The following is a 21,966-nucleotide window of genomic DNA, read 5'->3' as shown; positions in this document are numbered from 1 at the left end:
GCGTTCCAGTAAACTATCTGTTTATTAGCGAATACTCGAAGGGCAGCTCAATAAGGTTACTGGGCGGCGTTCACAAATTCACAATAAGGAAATTGACTATTTCTCGGTTCCGTAATCGTGATGCTTATCGCCCGCGGTCGGCTCGGGTCGAACGTGACTGAACACGAGTCGAGCGCGGCCCGGACGGCGCCCCGCTCGGGCCAGACCGTCCGCCACGGCACCGGGGTGAACTCGAACCGAGCGTTCCCCACCGAGGCGTTCCCGCGGCACCTCGATCCGTTCGTCCTCTTCGAGCGGTTCTACATCGAGCCGAACGAGGGGTTCCCGATGCACCCGCACCGCGGGTTCGAGATCGTCTCGTACATGATCGAGGGCGGGATGGACCACGAGGACAGCCTCGGGGTGACGAACACCGCCCGCGAGAACGAGGCGATGCACATCACGACCGGCGGCGGGATCCGACACTCCGAGTTCCCCGCGGACGGCGCCGGCTGTAACGGCCTCCAGCTCTGGGTGAACCTGCCGCGCGAGGACAAAGAGATGGATCCCGACTACTCGGACGCCGCGGCCGGCGAGCTTCCGACCAAGGGGGTCGACGGCGCGACGGTCACCACCGTCATCGGAGAGGGCTCACCGCTCGCGACGCACACGCCGCTGGAGTACCTCGACGTCGAGGTCACCGGCTCGTGGCGGTGGTCGATTCCGGACGGCTGGACCGGCTTCCTCTACGCCGTGGACGGCGCGGGGACGGTGAGCGCCGGCGGAAGAGAAGCGACCGACGGAACGGCGGACGACGGAGCGGGAGGCGACTCGATTACGGAGGGCGAGGTGCTCCCGGTGACCGACGCCGACGCCGTCGACGTCGGCAGCGAGGGGTCGCTCCGCGCCGTCGCGGTCGCGGGGCGTCCCCACGGCGAGCCGATCGACCAGCGCGGGCCGTTCGTCCTCTGAGGTCCGCCGGGTCGCGGTGAGAACGCCGACCGAGTTTTTTGTAGCCGGGGTGCGATCTACCCGCATGGACCTACGCGCCGCAACCGCCGCGGACATCGACGCGGTCCGCTCGGTCGCCCGCGAGTCGCTGGTGGCCTCGTACGGACACGCCGTCGACGAGGAACTGTTGGACGAGGCCGTCGAGGAGTGGTACGACGCCGGCGACCTCGGCGAGGACGTCAACGACGACGACGCGGTGTTCCCCGTCGCGCTCGTCGACGGGGTCGTCGTCGGCTTCGCGGAGAGCTACGTCGTCGGGCGCCGCGAGCGGGTCGGGGAGATCGACTGGCTCCACGTCCACCCCGACCACCGTGAGTCCGGCATCGGCTCCGCCCTGCTCGAACGCGTCGAGTCCGCGCTCCGCTCGGCCGACGTCGACCGCATCGAGGCGCGCGTTCTCGTCGACAACGAGGCGGGGACCGAGTTCTACGAGCGCGAGGGGTACGAACTCGCCGGCGAGCGCGACGTCGACATCGGCGGCGAGCGGTTCGCGGAACGGGAGTACCGCAAGCAGGTCGGCCGCCTCACCGGCATCTCCGAGGCGACCTACGAGACCGAGGAGGACGAGACGGTCCACGTCGCGTTCGACGAGAGCGACCGCGGATCGCGGGCGCCGTTCTACGTCGCGTACGCCGATCCGGACCACGAGCGGCGGTACGGCTACCTCTGTGGCAACTGCGAGGGCACCGACGTCGCGATCGACACGATGGACCGGATGGAGTGTCGCGCCTGCGGGAACCGGCGGAAGCCGACCCGGTGGGACGCCGCGTACTGACGGTCGTCGTCGCGACTTTCCCCCTCAGAGCGTCTCCTTCACGCCGATAACGCGTTCCTCGGCCTCGCGGCCGGGGTCCCACTCGCTCCCGTCGCGGTCCGAGTCGCGGTGTTCGCTCACGGTGCGTTCCATCGCCTCGTCGACCGGGGTCGACTCCCAGCCGAGGTCGGCCAGCGCGCAGGTGTCGAGCAGGTGCGGGTACTCGCGGTAGAGGGTGAAGTCGTCGGGTTCGAGTCCGCCGGCCGCCAGCGCGTCCTCGCTCGCCGGGACGATTTCCGGGTCGACGCCGGCGGCGTCGGCTATCGCCTCTAGTGTCTCCCGCAGCGTAAGCGCGCGCCGGTCGCCCACGTTGTACGCCGCGCCCGGTTCGCCGCGCTCCGCGACGATCCGCAGCGCGCTCGCGACGTCCTCGACGTACGCCCGATGCCAGAGGTTCTGCCCGTCGCCGGGAACCACCACGCGGTCGTAGTTGAGCACGCGGTCGATCCAGTAGTCGAGCCGCTCCGTGTAGTCGTGCGGGCCGTAGACGATACACGGGCGGACGGCCATCGCGGAGACCCCCTCCTCGGCGGCCGCGAACACCGCGCGGTCGCCCTCGGCCTTCCGGTTGCCGTACGTCTCGTGGGAGTCGTCGGTCGCCTGCTCGGCTGTACACGGCTCCAGCGGCGTCTCTCCCTCTCGCTTGGGGATCTCCTCGGCGGCGTAGCTGGACCCCGACGAGATGTACACGTAGCCGTCGACGTCGGAGAATATCTCGGTGGCGGCCTCCACGTCGGCCGGCTGGTAGGCGACGCAGTCGATCACGACGTCTGGTTCGACCGACAGCTTCGCGGCGCGGAGCGCGGTCTCGTCTTTCCGGTCGCCCTCGACGCGGGTGACGCGATCGTCGTCGAAGGGGTTCTCGTGGTTGCCGCGGTTGAATATCGCGACCTCGTAGTCGTGCGCCAGCAGTTCTCCGACCGCGTGTCGACCGATGAAACGCGTCCCGCCGACGACGAGCGCCGTGTCTGTCATACTCGTGATCGGACGAGCGAGGTGAAAAGCGTGGCCGAACCGGAATTCGAGCGTCGGTTCAGTCGTCGCCGTCGCGAGGACCGTCGCCCCGCCACCGGCGGTACAGGAGGTAGGCGACGCCGAGGCCGATCCCCCAGGTCCCGACGCCGAAGACCGCGAACGCGGCCCCGGAGAGGAAATCGCCGAGCGGAACTCCGAGCATACCCGAGTTCAGCGCGTCCGCCACATAAACGCTCCGAGAGAGGTAGCTTCTCGGGCCGGGGGGCCGTACGGCGGCCTATGACGGAGCACACTCGTCGACGGCCCTGGCTCGCCGCCCTGCTCGCGCTCGTCGTCTCCGGGCTCGGCCACGCGTACCTCCGCCGGTGGGCCCGCGGGCTCGGCTGGTACGTGGCGGTCACCGCGGCGGTGTTCGTGTTCGTCCCCGAGTCGGCGATCTCCGGCGCGCTCGCCGGTGACCCGCCGCCGGTCCGGGAGGTCGCGCCCGCCGCCGCGGTCGTGGGCGCCAGCGTGATCGACGCGTACGTCGTGGCGATCCGGAACAACCGGGCGTACGAGCAGGAGCGAGAAGCGGCCCGCGCAACCGGCCGCACGGAGTCGCTCGACCACGAGACTGCGGAGGAACCGAGCGCGCAGTCCGCGGGGATGACAGCGGAACCGGACGCGCGGTCCGCGGGGACGGCGGACGGCGACGGGACCGTGCGTTGTCCGGAGTGCGGGAAGGAGACCGATCCGACGTTCGACTTCTGTCAGTGGTGCGCCGAACCGGTCGGTGAAGGCGACGCGTAGGAGAACAAAAAACCGAACCGCGGACCGCCTCAGAAGAGGTAGAACAGCGGGAAGACGAACACCCAGACGATGTCCACGAAGTGCCAGTAGAGGCCGAAGTACTCGATCGGCCGCTCGTCGTCGAGGTAGTGGCCCTGGTAGGTCCTGACGAACAGGAAGATGGCTACCACTAATCCGAGCAGTACGTGGATCCCGTGGAGTCCGGTCGTGACGTAGTAGATCGACGCCTGAATCGGGTCACCGTGAGCGTTCGCGGAGATCGTCACACCCTTGTCGAAGACCTCGTGGTTCCACTCCCACATCTTGATCGCCATGAAGACGAACCCGAGCAGGATGGTCGACCCGAGCGACGCCAGCAGGCCCTGCCGGCTCTTCCGGCGGGCCGCGACCAGCGCCAAGATTACCGTGAACGATGACGTGAGCAGCACGAATGTGTTGATCAGTCCGGGTAGCGGGTCGGTCAGCGGCTCCCACGTCATCCAGCCGGCGTTGTACCGGATGAAGATGGCCGCAGACAGCAGGGCGCCGAAGACGAGAACGTCGGACGCCAGGAAGAACCACATCCCCAGTTTGACCTTCTCGACGCCGTTGAACGGCCAGCGCTCGGCGAACTCGGTCGGCGGGGCGTAGAAGTCCTCAGTCCCCCACTTCACGCCGGTGTAGAGGAGTCCGCCGATCCCGGCCAAGATCGCGGTCGGGTAGAGCAGGTTGGAGATGACGACGTCGCTCTGGAGCGCCGTCTCGCCCAGTTCGACGGTGACGGAGTCGGCGAAGCCGGAGAGGCCGAACAGCATCACTCCGAGGGCGAGCGACAGCGCGAACGGCCAGATACTCGCGTGACTCGGATGTTTGTCCCAGTGAGCGTATCTCGAGATGTGCGACGAGTGGGTGTCGCCGCCGTCGGTTGCGACGTCGCCGTTGTCGTCCGTCTTCATCGCGGGGCCGCCGTCCGGCACGTAGTCTTTCACGAACTCCAGCTTCCCGGAGGCGTACGACGGCCGGTTAGGCCAGTTCTCGAGCGGCGGGGGCGAGGAGACCGCCCACTCCGCGGTCCGCGAGTAGTCCCACGGGTTGTCGCCGGCCGGCTCGCCGGAGACGTAGGACTTCCCTAGGTTGTAGAACATGATGAAGAAGGAGAACCCGAGCACGAACGCCCCGATCGTCCCGAACTGGTGGTAGATCTGGAACTCGGGATTGTACTCGAACACCCGGCGCGGGGTCTCCCAGGCGAGGAACATCGAGAAGTAGACGGCGTTGAAGCCGAGGAAGAAGATCGCGAAGTGGAGCTTCCCGAGGAACTCGTCGTACATCTTCCCGGTAACTTTCGGGAACCAGTAGTAGATCGCGCCGACGAGCGCTGTCGCCCCACCGAACATCACGTAGTGGAAGTGCGCGACCACCCAGTAGGTGCCGCGGAACTCGTAATCGAGCACGATGGCGCCGAGGAAGACGCCCGTGATCCCGCCGAGGATGAACAGGAGCAGCGCGCCGAACGCGAACAGGAACGGCGTCGTGAACTGGATCCGGCCCTTGATCAGCGTGTAGATCAGCGAGAAGACGATCAGGTCGAAGGGAAGCGAGATACCGATCGTCGTCGCCATCATCAGCGTCTTGATCTCCAGGTTGATCGTCGTCAAGAACATGTGGTGCATCCACACGAGGAACGACTGGACGGCGATCAGACAGATGGAGATGATGACCCACTTACGACCGACGAGGCGGCGGCCGGAGAACGTCTGGAACAGCTCCAGCATGACGCCGAGCGCCGGGAAGAAGACGATGTACACCTCCGGGTGGCCGAAGAACCACCAGAGATGGCTCCACAGCAGGGCCCCTCCCTCAGTCGCGGAGAAGTAGACGCTCCCGAGCACCCGGTCGGAGCCGAGGATCAACAGCGCGCCCAGCAGCGCCGCGAACGCGAACAGCATCATCCACACGGTCGCGAGGATCGACCACGAGAACAGCGGCATGTCCATGATGCCCATCCCTTCAGCGCGGGAGTGATGGATAGAAGTGAGGAAGTTCACCGTCGACGCGGTGACGCCGATAATGAACATTGTGAGCGCGAGGATCGCGCCGGTCGACCCGATACCGGGCGTGTACATCGGCACGTTGAGCGGCGCGTACATCGTCCAGCCGGCGGTCAGCGTACCGCCTTGGAAGAAGCTGATCCCGAGCAGCACGCCCGAGAACAGGTACAGCCAGTACGAGAGGGCGTTGAGCCGCGGGAACGCGAGGTCGTCCGCGCCGATCTGGAGCGGGACGAAGTAGTTTGCGAAGCCGAACGCGAACGGCGAGAGGAACCAGAACACCATGATGAGCCCGTGGGCGGTGACGGCCTCGTTGTACGCCAGCCCGGAGAGGATCTGGCTCGTCGGGTCCCACAGCTGGAGGCGGATGAGCAGCGCCATCACGCCGCCGAACAGCAGGAAGAACAGCGCGGTGATCGTGTAGAGGATGCCGACGTCCTTGTGGTTAGTCGTGACGAACCACCGCTTGACCGAGGTCGTCGGCGGTAGTTCGCTCATGCGCTCACCCCGCTCGGTGTCACAGCTCCGAGCTCGGAGGCCTCGATACTGGCGCTTTCAGAGCCGTTTCCGGTGTTAGCGTACCACTCTTCCCACTCGTCTTCCGGAATAACGGTTATCTGTCCATCCATTGCGGAGTGACCCGGACCGCACAGTTCGAAGCACTCGACGGGGTACGTCGCCTCACCGCCTTGCGCTGCGACGTCCTCGGAGCTCACGGAGAACCAGTTCTCGTTGTAGTCACCGGGAATAGCGTCGGTCTTTATTCGTAAATCCGACGAGCCGAAATTGTGCCAGACATCCCTTGAGGTCACGTTGATATCGATTCGCTGGTCAGCAGGCACGATCAGTTCACCCCGTTCGGTGTGGCCGTTCGGGTACTCGTACTCCCAACCGTACTGATATCCTTCGACCATGATCTCGATGTCACCCTCGTCGCCGGTGTCTGGTCCCTCTTCGACGTAGAGGAGCAGGCCGTACGAGTACACGACCAGACTGATGACGACAATCGCGCTCAACCCGAACGAGAGGAAGAGCTTCTTCGCTTTCGGACCGCCCTGTCCCGTCGGGAGCTCGCCGACGACCGGCGCGTCGAACTCCTCGTCCGACCGGTTCCCGTCGTCGCGGTACTTGTACACGTTCCACAGCGTGTACGCCACGACGATGGTGCCGACGAGGGTGCCGAGCGCGAGGAAGACGAAGAAGATCTCGTCGAAGACCTCCGCCTGTGCGCGCCAGTCGCTCCCCTGTTGTAGGATAACTGGGTCTATCATGTTCGTCTGTCTGCTCTTGTCTCTCCCTTGGCGATGGTACACTTATCTCTTGTGTAGCGGGGCGGGCGGTCAAGGGTCGAAGTGCCGACCCTCCGCCCCGGACGCGACCCGGCACGCGGTCGAGCGACGCGTCGAACACGGAGCCGTCGATAGGGGCGGAGGACGCGCGTCGAAGGGTATTTGTACGCACGAACGGACGCCCTAACAACGGATATCCATGACATCACTCAGCCTCTTGAGTACGGGCCTGATGGGCCTGCTCGTCGTCGCCACCTTCATCGCGGTCGCCGAGGTCGGAGGGAAACGTGTCGCTCCCGGCCGCGACGAGGCCGGCGGAAGCTACGAGGCGCTCGTCGAGACCCTCGCCGGCGTCGTCCGGACGCCGGTCGTGTGGGCGGTCTCGTTCGTCGGTATCACCGTCCTCGTCGGTGGGAGCATCCTCCTCGGCGTCGGGAGCTTCGGGATCCCCGAGGGGCTCGCCGGGACGCTGGTGAGCGTCGCGTACCTGATCGTCGGGCTCCTCCTCGTGGGGTTCGTCTTCCTCGGCGCCTACTTCGCGACGCGGAGCCGCGGACTCGGGAACGCGCACGGCGTCGCCGTCGGAACCCTCGCGACCGGCGCGGCGTTCCTCGTCCTCGTCACCGTCCAGCTGGTCGTCGGCGTCGTCGGCTGATCGGCCCCGTCGCCGCTTCTTCGTTGCCCGCTCCCTGAGTCGCGAAAAGCGCCGCCGTCAGCGCCCGCTCTCGGCGTTCGCTCCGCGGAGCCCGTCGTCGAGGCCGAGCCCGACGAGCGGGCCGTACCGGTCCCACACGACGACGAGCGACGGGACGAGCAGGATCGAACAGAGGTAGGCGTAGAACACGCCGAGCGCGAGCAGGATACCGAAGTCGCGCAGCAGGGGGATAACCGCCAGGAACAGGACACCCAGCCCGGACACCGTGGTGAGCATGCTCCCGGTGAGCGCGCCGCCCGTCCCGGCGATGGTGACGTCGAGCGCCTCGTCGATCGGGAGGCCGGACTTGAACTCGTCGACGAACCGGTGGACGAAGTGGACCGTGTAGTCGACCCCGAGGCCGATGGAGACGGAGAGAATCGGCGCGTTGATCGGCGTCAGCGGAATGTCGAACAGCCGCATCGACCCGACGAGCAGCCCGACGGTGACGAGGACGGGAACTAGGTTCAACAGGCCGTAGACCGCCTTCCCTTCGAGGTACGCGTACGACAGCGCCAAGAACAGCGCCGTGAGCCCGAAGGCGGCGAAGAGGCTCCGGATTGCCGACTCGGTCAACAGGTCGATCACGGCCTCGTTGACGACGAGGTCGCCGGTCGGCACGGCTTCGAGCGGGGTGCGCTCGGCGAGGGCGCGCACGTCCGCGACCGCCTCGGAGTTGTCGACGCCCGGCTCGATCGTGTAATCGATCCGCGCGCTGCCGCGGTCGGCCGCCACGTACCCGCGGGCCTGATCCCCCGCCGGCGAATCGAGCAGCGCGTCGTACACCTCGTCGACGTTCCGGTCCGGCACGCCGTTGCCGAGGCGGTCGTTGCGCTCGACCAGCGCCGCGAACTCGGGGTCCTGCGCCGCCCGGTCGTCGATCACGGTGACGACGCTGGTCGACTGCGCCCGGCGCTCGTCGGTCGTCGCGAAGGTGTCGGGCGGGTTCCGCGTCGTCCGGTCGATCAGCTCCAAGGAGTCGTCGTCTCTGACCGATTGGTCGATGTACAGCGTCACCGACCCAACGAAGTCCTGTTCGAACTCCTCCTCGAAGAGGTTCAACACGTCGAGGAAGGTGTACTCCGTCGGCGCGAACGGTTCCGGGAGGTTCGAGTACGTCTCCAGTCGGTCTTGGTCGGGGAAGAACGCCTCCTCCGAGAACTCCGTGTTGACGCCGGTCCCGTAGGCGCCGCCGACCGCACCGCCGACGAGGAGGAGGGCGACGACCGCGACCGGGGCGATCCGCGAGAGGTCGACCCCGACGTGGAGGACCCTCGCCAGCCGCGAGCCGCCGGAGCCGAGCGCGCTCGTGCCGAACTCCGGGATCGGCAGTCCCTCTCGCCACCGGTCGATGAGCACCTTCGCGGCCGGGAGGTAGACGCCGAATATCACCAGCGTGAAAATGATTCCGGCGGCCGCGACGATGCCGAAGTCGCGGTTGGGGTCGAAGGGACTCACCACGTTAGAGACGAGCCCGAACACCGTGGTGATAGTCACCAAGAGGAAGGCGATGAGCAGCTGGTCCGTCGTGGTCCGCATCGACGCCTCGATCCCGGTCCCGGTCGCGCGCTCCTCGCGGTAGCGGTTGACGATGTGTATCCCGAAGTCGATCCCGACCGCGAGCAGGAGCGGGAAGACGGTCACGAGCGAGTCCGAGAAGGGAATCCCGGCGTACCCCATGAAGCCGAACGTCCACAGGAGCGACAGCAGCAGCGCCGAGATGCCGATCGCCATGTCGAACGGGTCCCGGTACGAGAAGATCAGGAACCCGACGATCAGGATTAGCGCCGCCGGAAAGACGATGATCGCGGTGTCGGTCAACAGGGCGGTGATCTCCGACTGGAGGACGCCGTCGCCGAAGAGGATCGCGTTCTCGCCGGCCTCGTTGCCCGGGACGGAGTCGACGATGTCGACGCTGCGGGTCTGAAGCTCCGTCACCCGCGCCGTCGTGGCCGCGTCCGGCAGGTCGTAGGTGATCCCCACGATGGCGGTGTCGGCCGCCTGCGCGGTGGGGTTGTAGTCGACGGACACCTGCGCCGCGATGGCGCCCGCGGCGTCCGCGTCCGCGATCGCCGTCCGCAGTTCGGCGGGCGTCGCCTCCGCCACGGCGTCGCGCCGCTCGGCCGCGCTCGCGGCGTTCGGGTCCAGCTGTCTCGCGATCGCGTCCGCGTGGCTCGACGTCGACGCGACCCGGAGGGTGGAGCGCGACTCCAACCGGTGTTGCGTCTCCAAGGTCCGAACCAGGGCGTCCCGCGAGAGGACGTTGTCGTCGGAGACGATCACCTGCGCCGAGGTGGCGGAGCCGCCGATCGACGTCTCGAACTCCTCGTCGATCTCGTCGAGCGCCTGCTGCGCGGGGATGTCCTGCGTGAACTGGTCCGCGCCCGCGCTCGTCTCGATGCCCGTCAGGCCGCCCGCGAAGGCGACCGTGAGGAGGAGGAAGACCGCCAGAACCGCCAGCGGCCGCTCCGTGACGACGCGGTCGATCTCCTCGATGAGGCGGTCGGCCGCGGTCACCGGCGCCCCGCTGTCCGGCGTCTCGCCGTCGGGCGCCCCGGTACCGGTCGAGCCGACGCGCTCGTGGCCGGCCGAGCGCGGACTCCGTCTCGCGGTCGAGCGGTGGCGTGTCCCGTCATCCGATCACCGCCGTCGGTACCAGACGGCGCCGCCGACGGCAGCGACGACGAGCAGGACGCCGACGGCGATCAGTCCGGTTGGCGTCCCCCCGTCGTCGACGGGAGCGGTCACCGACACCGGGACCTGCGTGACGTCCGAGATGCGGTCGTTGCCCCGCTCGTCGTCGTACCGGAAGTCGAGTTCGATCGGGTGGTCCTCGACGCTCGCGCTCGACGCGGCGGACACCTCGAACCAGATCTCCTCGGACTCGCCGGGCTCCAGTTCGTCGACGAACGCCTCGTCGTTGACGGCCGTCAGCGGGCTGTCGGCGTACAGCCCGACGTTGATCGACGAGAGGGTCTCCGGCCGCTGGTTCGTGATCGTGGCGTTGATCCGTCGGGTCTCGCCGGCCGGGACGGTGGCGTTGTCGACCGCGAGCTCGAACTCGGGCTGCCGGGGCGCCACCTCGACGCGACGGGTCTCCTCGACGGCGACCGTCGAGTCGCCGCTGTCGTACTCGGTGGTGAACCGGAACTGCCGCGGTCCGGGGTCCGCGCTCCCGCTCACGTCGGCGTCGAACGAGAACTCCGTGGACTCGCCGGGCGGGATCGTCGGGAGCGCGTAGCGGCTCTCTCCGAGGCTCACGCGGTTGCTCCCGGAGTCGGCCACGAGGACGGCGTCCTCGACGGGGAGCGGTCCCTCGTTCGTGATCGTCCCGGACACCGTTCCGGAGTAGCCGACTTCGAGCGTCCCGGAGACGTCCTCCAGCGAGAACGACTGCTCGCGGATCGGGACGACCCCGGCGCGCGCGGCCGCCGCGGTCGCGTCGACGCCGTCGGGGTCGCGGTAGTCGACGGTCGAAGAGAGCGCGTACGCGCCGCCGCCGAACGACTCCGTGACCGCGGAGTCGAACGTCACCGTCCGGTTCTCGCCGGGCGCCCAGTTACCGACGAACGACTCGCCGCCGCCCTCTCCGAGGCGGACGCCGGGCGCGGTCGTGGTCCCCGAAACGACCGCGTCGCGGGCGGTCTCGTCGCCGACGTTCGCCATCGTGACGGTCACGTCGCCGCTCCCGCCCACCTGCGCGTCGGTGTCGGTCTCCAGCACCGCGAAGCGCGCGCCGTCGTCGACGACGATTGTCAGGTCGAAGTCGTCGACGCCGCGGCGGTCCTTGTGGTCGTTGAACTCGGGGATTATCTCGAAGGTGTACTGGTAGCGGGCCGTCGCCTCCACCTCGTACCTGCCGTCGGGCACGTCGTCGGGCACGGTCACGTCCAGTTGGACGGGGACCGGGCTCGCGGCGGTCGAGACGTCGCCGACCGGTATCTCGCCGTCCTCAACGTCGATCGGCACGTCACTGTCGTCGATCTCAAGGGTGAGCCCGCGCGCGGTCGTGACCCGGGAGTTGAGCTGGTTACCGATCTCCATCTCGCCGGTGTTGACGATGTCGACCGTGACGGTAGACTCCGCTCCGGCCGGCACCGACCGCTGGGAGGCGAACAGCTCCAACACGGGCGACCCGCGGACCTGTCTGTCAGTCGGGTCCGATTCGGTACCTGCCTGCGCGACTGCGCCATCGGCGAGCGGGCCGTCGATTCCGGAGAGCGCGGCCGCATCGCCGCCGTCCGCCGTCCCCGCGCTCGGCGCCGCGGCGCCGGCCAGCGAGACGCCGACGAGCAGCGCGCTCGCGGCGACGACGGCGAGCGCGACGGTCGCGATCCGCGTCGACCGACTCATCGATCCCCTCCGCCGGTCCCGCGAGCGAGTCTGGTCGCCCGCGGCGACCGGCCGTACCGTGACGCGTCGGAACGAGTCATACAGATCGCTGGGTCGCCCGAGAAATAAGCGTGTTGAATGAACGTTCAATCAGGGCTGCTATATATCGCAGCCGCCTACGAGCCTCGTATGAACGACCCGTTCGCGGAGCCGTCGGACACCCGACAGGCCATCCTCGGCGCGGCGTTCCGCGCGCTCTGTGAACACGGGTACGCGAACGTCACGATCCAGCGGATCGGCGACGAGTTCGACAAGAGCCCGTCGCTCGTGTACCACCACTACGACGGGAAAGACGACCTGCTTATCGACCTGTTGGAGTACCTCCTCGACGAGTTCGAGGCGTCGATCGCGGACGGCGCCCCCGCGGAGGCGTCGGCGGCGGACGACGTGCCGGAGATGGCTCCGGAAGAGGCGTTCGACCGCTCGGCGCGCGAGCAGCTCGACGGCTACCTCACGGCCGCGGTCGACCCGGCGTCGCTCGACGACGAGTACGCCCCGGACGCCCGGTTCGTCACCGTGATGACCGAACTCCGCTCGCAGGCCGGCAGCGACGAGGCGTACCGCGAGCACTTCGATCGCAGCGACCGCGTCTTCGGCCAGTACCTCGAACGGCTCGTCCGCGAGGCGGCGGCCGAGACGCCCCGCGGGGACGCCGAGCGGGCGGACGGCGACCGGACCGTCCCCGCGTCGGAGGTCGCGTCGACGCTCCAGACGTTCGCCACCGGAGCGATGTTCCGGTGGGCGACGACGAACGAGCGGGAGTGGGTCGCGTCGTCGCGGGCGGGGATCGATCGGTACCTGGAGGCGACGCTGCCGCTCGTGGAGACTACCGGTTCGGGGGAGTAGGGACGGAGGCGCCGTCAGCGGTCGGTGACGCCCTCGGCGTCCATCCGCGAGACCTCCTCTTCGAGCCACTCGCGGATCCACTTCACGCGCTTGATTCGCTGGTGCGCGATGCTCTCCGCGGTGTCGGAGACGACGCGCTCGGTGTGGTCGTGCGCGCGCTGGAGCACGCGGTCGACCATCTTCGCGCTGTCCATGTGCGTGCGCGACTCGTATCCCATCCGCAACAGCATGAGGACGGCGCCGTTTGCGCCGACCTTGTCGAGCACGTCGGCCTCGATCAGGCATCGGCTCTCTAAGGACACGTTAGCGAGGTCGCCGGTGTACGAGTGGTCGACGACGGCGCCGCACACCTCCTCGATGAACGACTCGGGGTAGTTGCCGCGGCTCTGGAGGTACTCGCGGGTGACGCGCGCGCCGGCCTCCGCGTGGACGTCCTGTTCCGCCTCCAGTTTGGCGACGTCGTGGAAGACGGCCGCGACTCGGACCACGTCCACGTCCGCGCCCTCGGCCTCCGCGATCTCCGTCGCGAGGTCGACGACGTTGAGGATGTGGTTGAAGCGGTATGACGACGAGTGCCACGGGTACCAGCGCATGCGTCCGCCGTCGTCCTCGCCCTCGACGCTGGCCGCGAGGTAGTCGCGGACGAACCCCTTCATCTCCTCGAAATCCTCGTCGCGCACCTCCGTTTCCTTAATTTCGACGCCCACCGGGACCACCTCGGGCGAAAAGATCGTGATTCATTACCGTCACCGAGGAGCGTTTCGGTCTTAGGCGTTACGACGGAGTCTCCCGGCGGAGACGGCCGCCGACGGCGGCCGCCGTCGGGCGACGAGGCACCCCCGGCGCGACGCGGGACGCTTAACAGGATAGGGGGCACACCGGCGTCTATGTCGAGTCCCTTCGGGAGCGGCGACCGCGCTCGGTTCCAGCGGGCGGCGGCGGTGAACGTCGCCGGCAACGCGGTGAAGATCGCGGTCGAGGGGGCGGCGGGGCTCGCGTTCGGCAGCGTCGCGCTGGTGGCCGACGCCGCCCACTCCGTGGCCGACCTCGTCGCCAGCGCGGTCGTGTTCGTCTGGGGGGGCTCGCGGTACGAGAGCGCCGACGAGACCCACCCGCACGGCCACCAGCGGATCGAGCCGCTGACGGCGCTTTTCGTCGGCGCGACGATCGGTATCCTCGGCTTAATCCTCCTGCGCGAGTCGCTGCTCGGGTTCGTCGGACCGGTGGAGGTGACCGCCAGCCCGGTCCTCGTCGCGGCCCTCGTGTTCGCGGTTGCCGACATGTACCTGCTGTACTGGTACACCGAACTGGTGAACGCCGACCTCGGCTCGACCGCGCTGACCGCCCTCGCGGCCGACTGCCTCAACGACATCTACACCACTATCGCGGCGCTCGTGGGCGTGTTCGGCGTGTTCCTCAACGTCCCGATCCTCGACCCGGTCGCGGGGGCGCTCGTCAGCGTCCTCGTCGTGTATCAGGGAGTCGAGATCGGCCGCGAGAACGTCACCTACCTCGTGGGGGGTGCCCCGCCGCCGGGCGACCGCGAGCGCGTCGTCGCCGCGCTCCGCGATCAGCCCGCCGTCGAGGGGGTCCACGACCTCACCGTGTTCTACGACGGGACCGACCTAGAGGTGGAGGTCCACGTCGAGGTCGACGGGGAGATGACCCTCCGCGAGGCCCACGACGTGGAGACGGAACTCGTCACGTCGCTCCGGGCGCTAGAGGACGTGGGCGACGTCCACGTCCACCTCGACCCCTCCGGACTCGGGGAGTGGAAGGACTCGCCGGAGGGGTCGGACGCCGCCGAGTGAGACCGTGCGCTCCGGGCCGAAACCGCCGGCAGCGTGCGGGTTTTGCCCCTCCGGCCCCGACGATCCGATATGCTCGGTCGCCGCTGGCTGGAGATGACGTGGCGGGACGGACTGTTCGCGCACTGGCCCGTCGACCCGGCGACCGTCGCCGCGGCGCTGCCCGACGGACTCTCGGTCGCCACCCACGAGGGCGACGCCTACCTCGGGGTCGTCCCGTTCGTGATGGACGACATCCGCCCTCGGGGAGTCCCGATGGGGCTGTCGTTCCCCGAACTCAACCTCCGGACCTACGTCGAGGGACCGAACGGTCCCGGCGTCTACTTCCACAGCCTCGACGCCGACGACCGCCTCGGCGTCGCGGTCGCCCGCGGGCTGTTCCGGCTCCCGTACTACCGCGCCGAGACCGACGTGCGGCGGACCGTCGCGGACGGCGAGTTCGATACCGTGCGGTTCGCGAGCCGCCGCGTCCACGAGGGCGTCCCGCACGCGCGGTTCGACGCGACCTACGCGCCGACCGGCGAGGCGTTCACGCCCGAGCCGGGGTCGCTGCCGGCCTTCCTCCTAGAGAACTACCGGTTCTACACCGCGGGGGCGGGCGGGCGGCTGTACGTCGGTGAGATAGACCACGAGCCGTGGACGCTGCGGCCCGCGGAGGCGGAGATCCGGGCGAACACGCTGTTCGCGGCCAACGGCTTCGAGGCCCCCGAGGGCGACCCGGTGATCCACTACGGCGAGCCGATCGCGGTCACCGCGGACCGGATCAGGCGGGCCTGAGGGCCGGCTGGGGGTCCGCGGGGAGCCCGGCGGCGGTCGGTTCGCTCACGGGAACAGCCCGCGGTACTCGTGGGCCTTCGCGGTGCGCTCCAGCGCGAGCGTGTAGGCGGCGGTGCGCAGGTCGGGGAGGTCCTTCGTGTCGTACTGCTCGATGGTCTTGTCGAAGGCGCTCCCGATGCGGCGCTCTAGCTCGGCGTTGACCGTCTCCAGCGGCCACGAGAACTCCTGTGCGTTCTGGACCCACTCCAGGTACGAGACGATGACGCCCCCCGCGTTCGCGAGGATGTCCGGCACGACCTGGATGTCCCGCTCGCTGAGCGCCTTGTCGGCGGCGACCGTCGTCGGGCCGTTGGCGGCCTCGACGATAGCCGACGCGCGGAGGTCGTCGACGTTGTCGGCGGTGATAACGCCCTCGACGGCGGCCGGGATGAGCACGTCCACGTCGAGCGTCAACAGCTCCGCGTTGGTGATCGCGTCCGGGTCGTCCCAGCTGGAGCCGTCCGCGTTCCCCCGGTACTCGCCCGCGACGTACTCCTCTATCAGCCCGCCGGCGTCGACGTGCGCGCCGAGCGCCGCCACGTCGAGCCCGTCGGGGTCGTACGCCGCGCCCGTGACGTCCGAGGTCGCGACCACGTTCGCGCCCGACTCGTCGAGGAGCCGGGCCGCGTTCGACCCGACGTTTCCGAACCCCTGAATCGCGATGGAGGCGTCGGAGAGGTCGCGGTCGAGGTACTCGAAGAGCCGTTCGGTGACGAGCGAGACGCCGCGACCGGTCGCCTCCACGCGGCCGGGCGTCCCGCCGATCTCAAGCGGCTTGCCCGTGACGACCTGCGGGATGGAGTGTCCCTCGTACATCGAGTAGGTGTCCATCATCCACGCCATCGTCTGCGGGTTCGTGTTCATGTCCGGGGCCGGCACGTCGGTCTCGGGACCGATCATCCGGCGGATCCCCTCGGTGTACCGGCGAGTGAGGCTCTCCAAGTCGTTCTGGGTGAGGTCCTTCGGCTCGCAGATCACGCCCCCCTTCGCGCCGCCGTAGGGGAGGTCGACCAGCGCGGTCTTCCATGTCATCCACCCGGCGAGCGCCTCGACCTCGCGCTGGGTGACCGACGGGTGGAAGCGGACGCCGCCCTTGAACGGCCCGCGGGCGCTGTCGAACTGGCAGCGGTACCCCTCGAACACCTCGACCTCGCCCGAGTCGAGTTCGACCGGGAGGGTCACCTTCAGCGTGCGCTCCGGGTGTTTGAGCCGCTCGAACACCCCGTGGTCCACGTCTGCGTACTCCTCGGCGCGATCCATCTGGGCGAGCATGTTCTCGAACGGGTCGTCGGCCATGGCTGGCACGACTCGATCACCCGTGATATCGGTTTCGGCAAGTATCGCCATCGGTAGAGAATATATCCCATGATTTTTCGACCGGAATTCCCGGTCGTTTCCGGCCGGACTTATACGTCGGGACCGTCAACCGCCGGCCATGACACGCGGACACGCGACGGGGGACCGTCGATGACGGCACAGACGCTCCACCCCCGAGTCCAGGTCGTGTGGGTCCTCCGCGCGGTGCTGCTCTCGGCGTTCGTCACCGCTCCGTTCGTCGGCGGCGTGTACTTCGAGTACCTCCCGCGGTGGGCGCCGGTCGCCGTCGGGGGCGTCGTCCTGACGCTCACGGTCGCGCACGCGCTGCTGCGCTACCGCCGCTGGAGCTACGAGATCCGCGAGGACGCGATCTACCTCGACCGCGGCGTGATCACGCAGGTGCGGACCACGGTGCCGCTGGTGCGGATCCAGCACGTCGACTCCCGGCGCGGCCCGATCGAGCGGACCGCCGGGCTCGCCTCCTGCGTGGTGTACACCGCCGGGTCGCGGGGCGCGGACGTGCGGATCCCGGGGCTCACGCCGGACGGCGCGAGCGACCTCCGCGAGGAGCTGAAGCGGCTGGCGATCCGCGCCGACGGGGAGGACGCGGTGTGAAGCTGGCGCCGCAGTCGGTCCCGTACCGCGCGCTCCAGAAGGCGGCCGGGACCGCCGTCGGGCTGTTCGTGATCGTGAACAGCGGCGGGTTCGGCCTCCCGCTCGCGGTCGGGGGCGGGGTCGCGATCCTCCTCGCGATGCTCGCCTACGAGGTCGCGTACTACCGGCGGTTCGAGTACGTCCTCACCGAGGACACGCTCGACATCTCCTCCGGCGTCATCTCCCGGCGCGAGCGGGAGATCCCCTACCGCCGCATCCAGAACGTCGACGTGAGCCGCGGCGTGCTACAGCGCGCCATCGGCGTCGCCGCGGTCGATCTAGAGACCGCGGGCGGCTCCAGCACGGAGGGGTCGATCCGGTACGTCACGCCCGACGAGGCGACCCGGCTCCAGCGCGAGGTCCAGCGGCGGAAGTCCGACGCGAGCCGTCCGGACGACGCCGCCGAGGGGACGTCGACCGGCGCCGACGCGGTCGACCGCGGCCGCGACGACGCGTTCGCGCCGGACGAGGAGGAGCTGTTCGCCATCTCGTCCGGCGAACTCGCCTTAGTCGGTGCGCTGTCGTTCGACGGCCGCCTGATCGGGCTCTTAGCGTTCCTCAGCTCCGGGTCGTTCCCGGTGCTCTCGGGATTCCTGCCGGAGACGTCGGCCGCCGCGCTGACCGCGACGGCGATCGTCGGCGTGGCGGCCCTCTTCATCGCGTCGTGGCTCATCGGCGCGGGGGTCGCCTTCTCGAACTACTACGGGTTCCGCCTCTCGCGCGCCGGCGACGAACTCCGCTACGAGCGCGGGCTGTTCCGCCGGTACAGCGGGTCGATCCCGACCGAGAAGGTCCAGACGCTGCGGATCACGGACAACCCGGCCAAGCGTGCGCTCGGCTACGCGAGCCTCTCTATCGAGACCGCGGGGTACGCCCCCGGACAGGGGGGCGACTCCGGCAACCAGTCCGCGGTGCCGATCGCCGCGACCGACCGCGTCTACCGGCTCGCACACGAGATCGAGTCGTTCGGGACCCCTGAGTTCAACCGGCCGCCGAAGCGGATCCGATGGCGCTACGTCATCCGGTACGCGATGGTCGTCGGCGTCCTCACGGGGATCGCGTACGGCGTGAACTGGTACGTCTCGCCGTCGCTCCCGTGGTACGGGGTCGCCGCGCTCCTCCTCGCCGTGCCCCCCGCGGCGCATCTGAAGTGGAAGCACCGCGGCTACTGGCTCGGGGAGGACCACCTGCTCACGCGGAACGGGTTCTGGAGCCGGACCGTCGCCGTCGTCCCGTACTACCGGATCCAGAACGTGATCGACAGCCGGACCGTCTTCCAGCGCCGGTGGGACGTCGCGACGATCGTCGCGGACACGGCGGGGACGGGGTCGCTGACCGGCAGCGACGCCGCCGCCGTGGACTTCGAGATCGAGGAGGCCGAGGCCCTGAAGGAGACGCTGACCGATCGCCTCGCGACCGCGATCGCGGCGCGGCGCAGCGAGGGGAGCGACCGCTTCGAGTGGGTCGACGAGGGCGACGGTCGGGACGGCCGCAACGGGAGCGACGAGCGCGTCGGCCGCGACGAGGACACTGAGAGCGCCGGAGTCGACGCGGAACCGGACACGGCGCCAGACGAAACGGAATCTGCCGCGGAGCCGGAGTCCGCCAGTTCTGGCGCCGAGACCTATGTCGACGCGCCGACCGGCGGTCCGGAAACCGATGACGGACCGACAGACTACACGCCGACCGACGACGAACCGACAGACTACACGCCGACCGACGACGAACCGACAGACTACACGCCGACCGACGACGAACCGACCGACGACGCCCCCGACGTTCCGGACGACGGCGTCGTCCGTCCGGACTTCTCGCCGAGCGACCGCGACTACTCGGAGCCCGCGGAGCGGATCGACACCGGCGGGTACGCGGTCGACCAGAACCCGTCGGACGCCGACGTGGCGCACGGACCCCGGGCCGACGAAGCGGGCGACGCAGGCGAGACGGAAAATGACCGGGACGGAGACGGGACGAACGGCGACCGCAACGGGGACCAACGAGCGGACGCCGCCGACGCTGACGACCATCCCGAGAACGACGACGAAGACCCCGAGAACGGCGACCCCGACTCGCGGCCCTGACTGACGGGACGGGCGGCGTTACTCGTCGAGCAGCTGCTGTGCGATCGTGTTCCGCAGCACCTCGCTCGTCCCCTCGTAGATCTCCGAGAGCTTCGCGTCGCGGTAGTATCGCTCGGCGGGGAAGTCCTTGGTGTAGCCGTAGCCGCCGTGGATCTGGATCCCCTCGTTGGCGACCTCGCGGGCGATCTCGGAGGCGTACAGCTTCGCCTGCGCGGCCTCCTTGATGTACTCCTCGTCGCGCATCTTCAGGTCGGCCGCCTCGTGCATCAGCAGCTCCGCGGCGCGCGCCTTCGTGTCCATGTCCGCGAGCTTGTGCTGGATCGCCTGGAAGTCGCTGATCGGACGGTCGAACTGCTCGCGCTGTTGCGCGTACGACTTCGCCTCGTCGAGCGCGGCGCGCGCGATCCCGACCGACCGGGCGGCGATGGTGATCCGGCCGCCGTTGAGCGTCTTCAGCGCGTGGACGAACCCCTCGCCCTCCGCACCGAGCAGTCGGTCCTCGGGGATCCACATGTCGTCGAACCGCAGCTCCGCGGTCGGACACCCCTTGTCACCGAGCTTGTCCTCGGTGCCCTCGACGACGAACCCGTCGTCCTCCTCGGGACGCACGACGAACGACGAGATGCCCTTCCGGCCCGCGTCGGGGTCGGTCTTCGCGAAGAGGGTGACCGTGTCCGCGACGGAGCCGTTCGAGATCCAGAGCTTCCCGCCGTTGACGAGGTAGCCGTCGCCGTCCCGCTCCGCGGCGACGCCGCTCCGTTCCGAGGCGCTTTGCGCCTCGCGCTCCGCGGTGGTCGACATCGCCGGCACGTCCGAGCCGGCCTCGGCCTCCGAGAGCGCGAAGGCCCCGATCTCCTCCCCGGTGTTCAGGGCGGTGAGGTACTCCTCCTTCTGGGCCTCGTTCCCGAACTCGTAGAGCATGTTGCCGGCCAGCGACGTGTGGGCGGCAACGACGGTTCCGAGTCCGCCGGAGCCGCGGGATATCTCTTCGAGTCCGATCGCGTAGCTGTGGTAGTCGAGGCCGGCGCCCTCGTACTCGACCGGGAAGGGCATCCCCATGAGACCGAGGTCGGCCATCTCCTCGATCAGGTCGGCGGGGAACTCGTCGTTCTCGTCGATCTCGGCCGCGCGCGGAACGACCTCCTCGTCGACGAACTCCGCGACCGTGTCGCGGATCTGGCGCTGCTCTTCGGTGAGCGTGAACTCCATGACGGGACGTTCGGCCGGGCTGACTTAGCCGTTTCCACACGGTTGTACACGGGTCGGCGGCTCGTCGCCGCGAGCGGCGGCGGGGTCGTTCGGTTTCGGCGCCGCGACCGGCGCGCGGCGGCCGGCGACCGTTCCACGAGGCTTTTTACCCGTTGTGCCGTAAGGACTGGCAACTGAATGAGCGGACGAGAACACGGCCCCGGCGAGGCCGACCTCGCGTGGTGTCACGAGGCGGTCCAGGGGGTCTCGCGGACCTTCGCGCTGACCGTCGACGTGTTAGAGGAGCCGATGGCCTCGCAGATCTGCGTCGGTTACCTCCTCTGTCGCGTCGCCGACACGGTCGAGGACGCCGGCCACATCCCGCCGGACGCCCAGAGCGACGTGCTCCGGACGTACCGGCGAGCGATCGATCCGGACGACGCCACCGAGATCAGCGAGTTCCGCGAGGCGGTCGACGAGTGGCTGCCCGCCGAGCGCGACGACGACTGGACCGTCGTCGCGGAGGCGCCCACGATCGCCGCGACGTTCGGGGAGCTCGACCCGGAGGCGCAGGCGGCGATCGTCCCGCCGGTGTTGGAGATGGTCGACGGGATGGCGATGTTCGTCGACCGCCACGCCACCGAGGGCGGCCTCCGTATCGACGACCGCGACGAGCTGGAGCAGTACTGCTACTACGCGGCCGGCACCGTCGGCAACCTCATCACGAACCTGCTCACCCGCGGCGACGTGGGCGAGGAGCGCGCGGAGCGCCTGCGCGAGACCGCCGAGGAGTTCGGCCTCCTCCTCCAGCTCGTGAACGTCTCGAAGGACGTCTACGACGACTACACCGAGGAGAACAACGTCTACCTCCCCGCCGAGTGGCTCGAAGCGGAGGGCGTCGACCAGGAGCGCGTCGTCCACCCCGAGAACCGCGAGTCGTCCGCGCGCGTCGTCGACCGCACCGCCGACTACGCCCGCTCGTTCCTCGACGACGCGCAGGCGTACTTGGAGACGATGCCGCTCTCGAACGGAAACACGATGGAGGCGTGGACGGTGCCGTACCTGCTCGCGGTCGGCACTCTCCGCGAACTCGGGAGCCGCCCGGAGGACGCGCTCACCGAGACGGGCGTGAAGGTGTCCAGACAGGAGGTGTTCGCGGTGATGTCAGCCGCGAGCGACGTGGGCCGCGACTCGCTGGCGGAACTGCGACAGACTATCGCGCGGACCCCCTTCCACCGCGCGGTCGGCTCGGCGGACTGACCGTCCCGGCCGGACGCTCCCGC

General features: G+C 68.8%; 19 protein-coding genes. 10 read left to right on the top strand and 9 right to left on the bottom strand.

The annotated features are described in order from the left end of the window. The first annotated feature begins 153 nt into the window (after positions 1–153). Both KI388_RS03555 and KI388_RS03550 read left to right on the top strand, forming a co-directional pair. Positions 154–951 (top strand): pirin family protein, encoded by a 798-nt coding sequence (locus tag KI388_RS03555; RefSeq protein WP_251133200.1) that lies wholly within the window; start codon positions 154–156, stop codon positions 949–951. Positions 952–1,015: 64 nt separating this feature from the next. Continuing rightward, positions 1,016–1,765, top strand: a complete 750-nt coding sequence (locus KI388_RS03550; protein ID WP_215088008.1) for a GNAT family N-acetyltransferase — start codon at positions 1,016–1,018, stop codon at positions 1,763–1,765. Positions 1,766–1,789: 24 nt separating this feature from the next. Here the strand turns inward: KI388_RS03550 and KI388_RS03545 are convergent, their stop codons facing one another. Both KI388_RS03545 and KI388_RS03540 read right to left on the bottom strand, forming a co-directional pair. Continuing rightward, positions 1,790–2,779: an NAD-dependent epimerase/dehydratase family protein gene (locus KI388_RS03545; protein ID WP_215088007.1), complete on the bottom strand. Its 990-nt coding sequence runs from the start codon at positions 2,777–2,779 to the stop codon at positions 1,790–1,792. Between the two features lie 58 nt (positions 2,780–2,837). After that, positions 2,838–2,981 carry a hypothetical protein gene (locus tag KI388_RS03540; protein WP_215088006.1) on the bottom strand — a complete coding sequence of 48 codons (144 nt, stop codon included), beginning with the start codon at positions 2,979–2,981 and terminating at the stop codon, positions 2,838–2,840. A 77-nt stretch (positions 2,982–3,058) separates the two neighbouring features. Here KI388_RS03540 and KI388_RS03535 point away from each other — a divergent pair, with 77 nt between their 5' ends. Continuing rightward, positions 3,059–3,568: a zinc ribbon domain-containing protein gene (locus tag KI388_RS03535; protein ID WP_215088005.1), complete on the top strand. Its 510-nt coding sequence runs from the start codon at positions 3,059–3,061 to the stop codon at positions 3,566–3,568. A gap of 29 nt (positions 3,569–3,597) precedes the next feature. Here KI388_RS03535 and KI388_RS03530 read toward each other — a convergent pair whose 3' ends face one another. Both KI388_RS03530 and coxB read right to left on the bottom strand, forming a co-directional pair. Next, a complete protein-coding gene (locus tag KI388_RS03530) occupies positions 3,598–6,096 on the bottom strand; it encodes a cbb3-type cytochrome c oxidase subunit I (RefSeq protein WP_215088004.1) in 2,499 nt (832 codons plus the stop codon). Further along, on the bottom strand, positions 6,093–6,869 hold the full coding sequence (coxB, locus tag KI388_RS03525) for a cytochrome c oxidase subunit II (protein WP_215088003.1): 777 nt from the start codon (positions 6,867–6,869) through the stop codon (positions 6,093–6,095). The genes KI388_RS03530 and coxB overlap by 4 nt, the downstream gene beginning before the upstream one ends. Before the next feature lie 250 nt (positions 6,870–7,119). Here coxB and KI388_RS03520 point away from each other — a divergent pair, with 250 nt between their 5' ends. Next, positions 7,120–7,542, top strand: a complete 423-nt coding sequence (locus KI388_RS03520) for a hypothetical protein (RefSeq protein ID WP_215088728.1) — start codon at positions 7,120–7,122, stop codon at positions 7,540–7,542. A gap of 57 nt (positions 7,543–7,599) precedes the next feature. Here the strand turns inward: KI388_RS03520 and KI388_RS03515 are convergent, their stop codons facing one another. Together KI388_RS03515 and KI388_RS03510 are read right to left on the bottom strand one after the other, a co-directional pair. Beyond that, the gene (locus tag KI388_RS03515; protein WP_215088002.1) at positions 7,600–10,098 is read right to left on the bottom strand and encodes an MMPL family transporter; all 2,499 of its coding nucleotides are present in this window, start codon (positions 10,096–10,098) and stop codon (positions 7,600–7,602) included. A 123-nt stretch (positions 10,099–10,221) separates the two neighbouring features. Continuing rightward, complete coding sequence (locus KI388_RS03510) at positions 10,222–11,934, bottom strand: hypothetical protein (RefSeq protein WP_215088001.1); 1,713 nt, start codon at positions 11,932–11,934, stop codon at positions 10,222–10,224. 168 nt (positions 11,935–12,102) lie between these two features. Here KI388_RS03510 and KI388_RS03505 point away from each other — a divergent pair, with 168 nt between their 5' ends. Then, positions 12,103–12,819, top strand: coding sequence for a TetR family transcriptional regulator (locus KI388_RS03505; RefSeq protein WP_215088000.1), 717 nt, complete (start codon positions 12,103–12,105; stop codon positions 12,817–12,819). Positions 12,820–12,833: 14 nt separating this feature from the next. On the opposite strand, the gene KI388_RS03500 is transcribed toward KI388_RS03505, so the two are convergent. Beyond that, positions 12,834–13,535 (bottom strand): HD domain-containing protein, encoded by a 702-nt coding sequence (locus tag KI388_RS03500; protein WP_215087999.1) that lies wholly within the window; start codon positions 13,533–13,535, stop codon positions 12,834–12,836. 171 nt (positions 13,536–13,706) lie between these two features. Here KI388_RS03500 and KI388_RS03495 point away from each other — a divergent pair, with 171 nt between their 5' ends. Continuing rightward, on the top strand, positions 13,707–14,630 hold the full coding sequence (locus KI388_RS03495) for a cation diffusion facilitator family transporter (RefSeq protein WP_215087998.1): 924 nt from the start codon (positions 13,707–13,709) through the stop codon (positions 14,628–14,630). A 69-nt stretch (positions 14,631–14,699) separates the two neighbouring features. Then, on the top strand, positions 14,700–15,404 hold the full coding sequence (locus tag KI388_RS03490; RefSeq protein ID WP_215087997.1) for a DUF2071 domain-containing protein: 705 nt from the start codon (positions 14,700–14,702) through the stop codon (positions 15,402–15,404). A 45-nt stretch (positions 15,405–15,449) separates the two neighbouring features. On the opposite strand, the gene KI388_RS03485 is transcribed toward KI388_RS03490, so the two are convergent. Then, positions 15,450–16,739: a Glu/Leu/Phe/Val dehydrogenase gene (locus KI388_RS03485; protein WP_215087996.1), complete on the bottom strand. Its 1,290-nt coding sequence runs from the start codon at positions 16,737–16,739 to the stop codon at positions 15,450–15,452. A gap of 171 nt (positions 16,740–16,910) precedes the next feature. On the opposite strand from KI388_RS03485, the gene KI388_RS03480 reads away from it, so the two are divergent. Continuing rightward, positions 16,911–17,375: a PH domain-containing protein gene (locus KI388_RS03480; RefSeq protein ID WP_215087995.1), complete on the top strand. Its 465-nt coding sequence runs from the start codon at positions 16,911–16,913 to the stop codon at positions 17,373–17,375. Further along, positions 17,372–19,495: a PH domain-containing protein gene (locus KI388_RS03475; protein ID WP_215087994.1), complete on the top strand. Its 2,124-nt coding sequence runs from the start codon at positions 17,372–17,374 to the stop codon at positions 19,493–19,495. The genes KI388_RS03480 and KI388_RS03475 overlap by 4 nt, the downstream gene beginning before the upstream one ends. 18 nt (positions 19,496–19,513) lie before the next feature. Here the strand turns inward: KI388_RS03475 and KI388_RS03470 are convergent, their stop codons facing one another. Continuing rightward, positions 19,514–20,704, bottom strand: a complete 1,191-nt coding sequence (locus KI388_RS03470) for an acyl-CoA dehydrogenase family protein (protein WP_215087993.1) — start codon at positions 20,702–20,704, stop codon at positions 19,514–19,516. A gap of 177 nt (positions 20,705–20,881) precedes the next feature. Here KI388_RS03470 and KI388_RS03465 point away from each other — a divergent pair, with 177 nt between their 5' ends. Then, a complete protein-coding gene (locus tag KI388_RS03465; RefSeq protein WP_215087992.1) occupies positions 20,882–21,943 on the top strand; it encodes a phytoene/squalene synthase family protein in 1,062 nt (353 codons plus the stop codon). Positions 21,944–21,966: the final 23 nt, after the last annotated feature.

Source organism: Halorubrum sp. 2020YC2, from assembly GCF_018623055.1.
In the GTDB taxonomy this organism is placed as follows: domain Archaea; phylum Halobacteriota; class Halobacteria; order Halobacteriales; family Haloferacaceae; genus Halorubrum.
The sequence above is the reverse complement of the archived record's forward strand: the minus strand, read 5'-3'. Positions and strand labels throughout refer to the sequence as shown.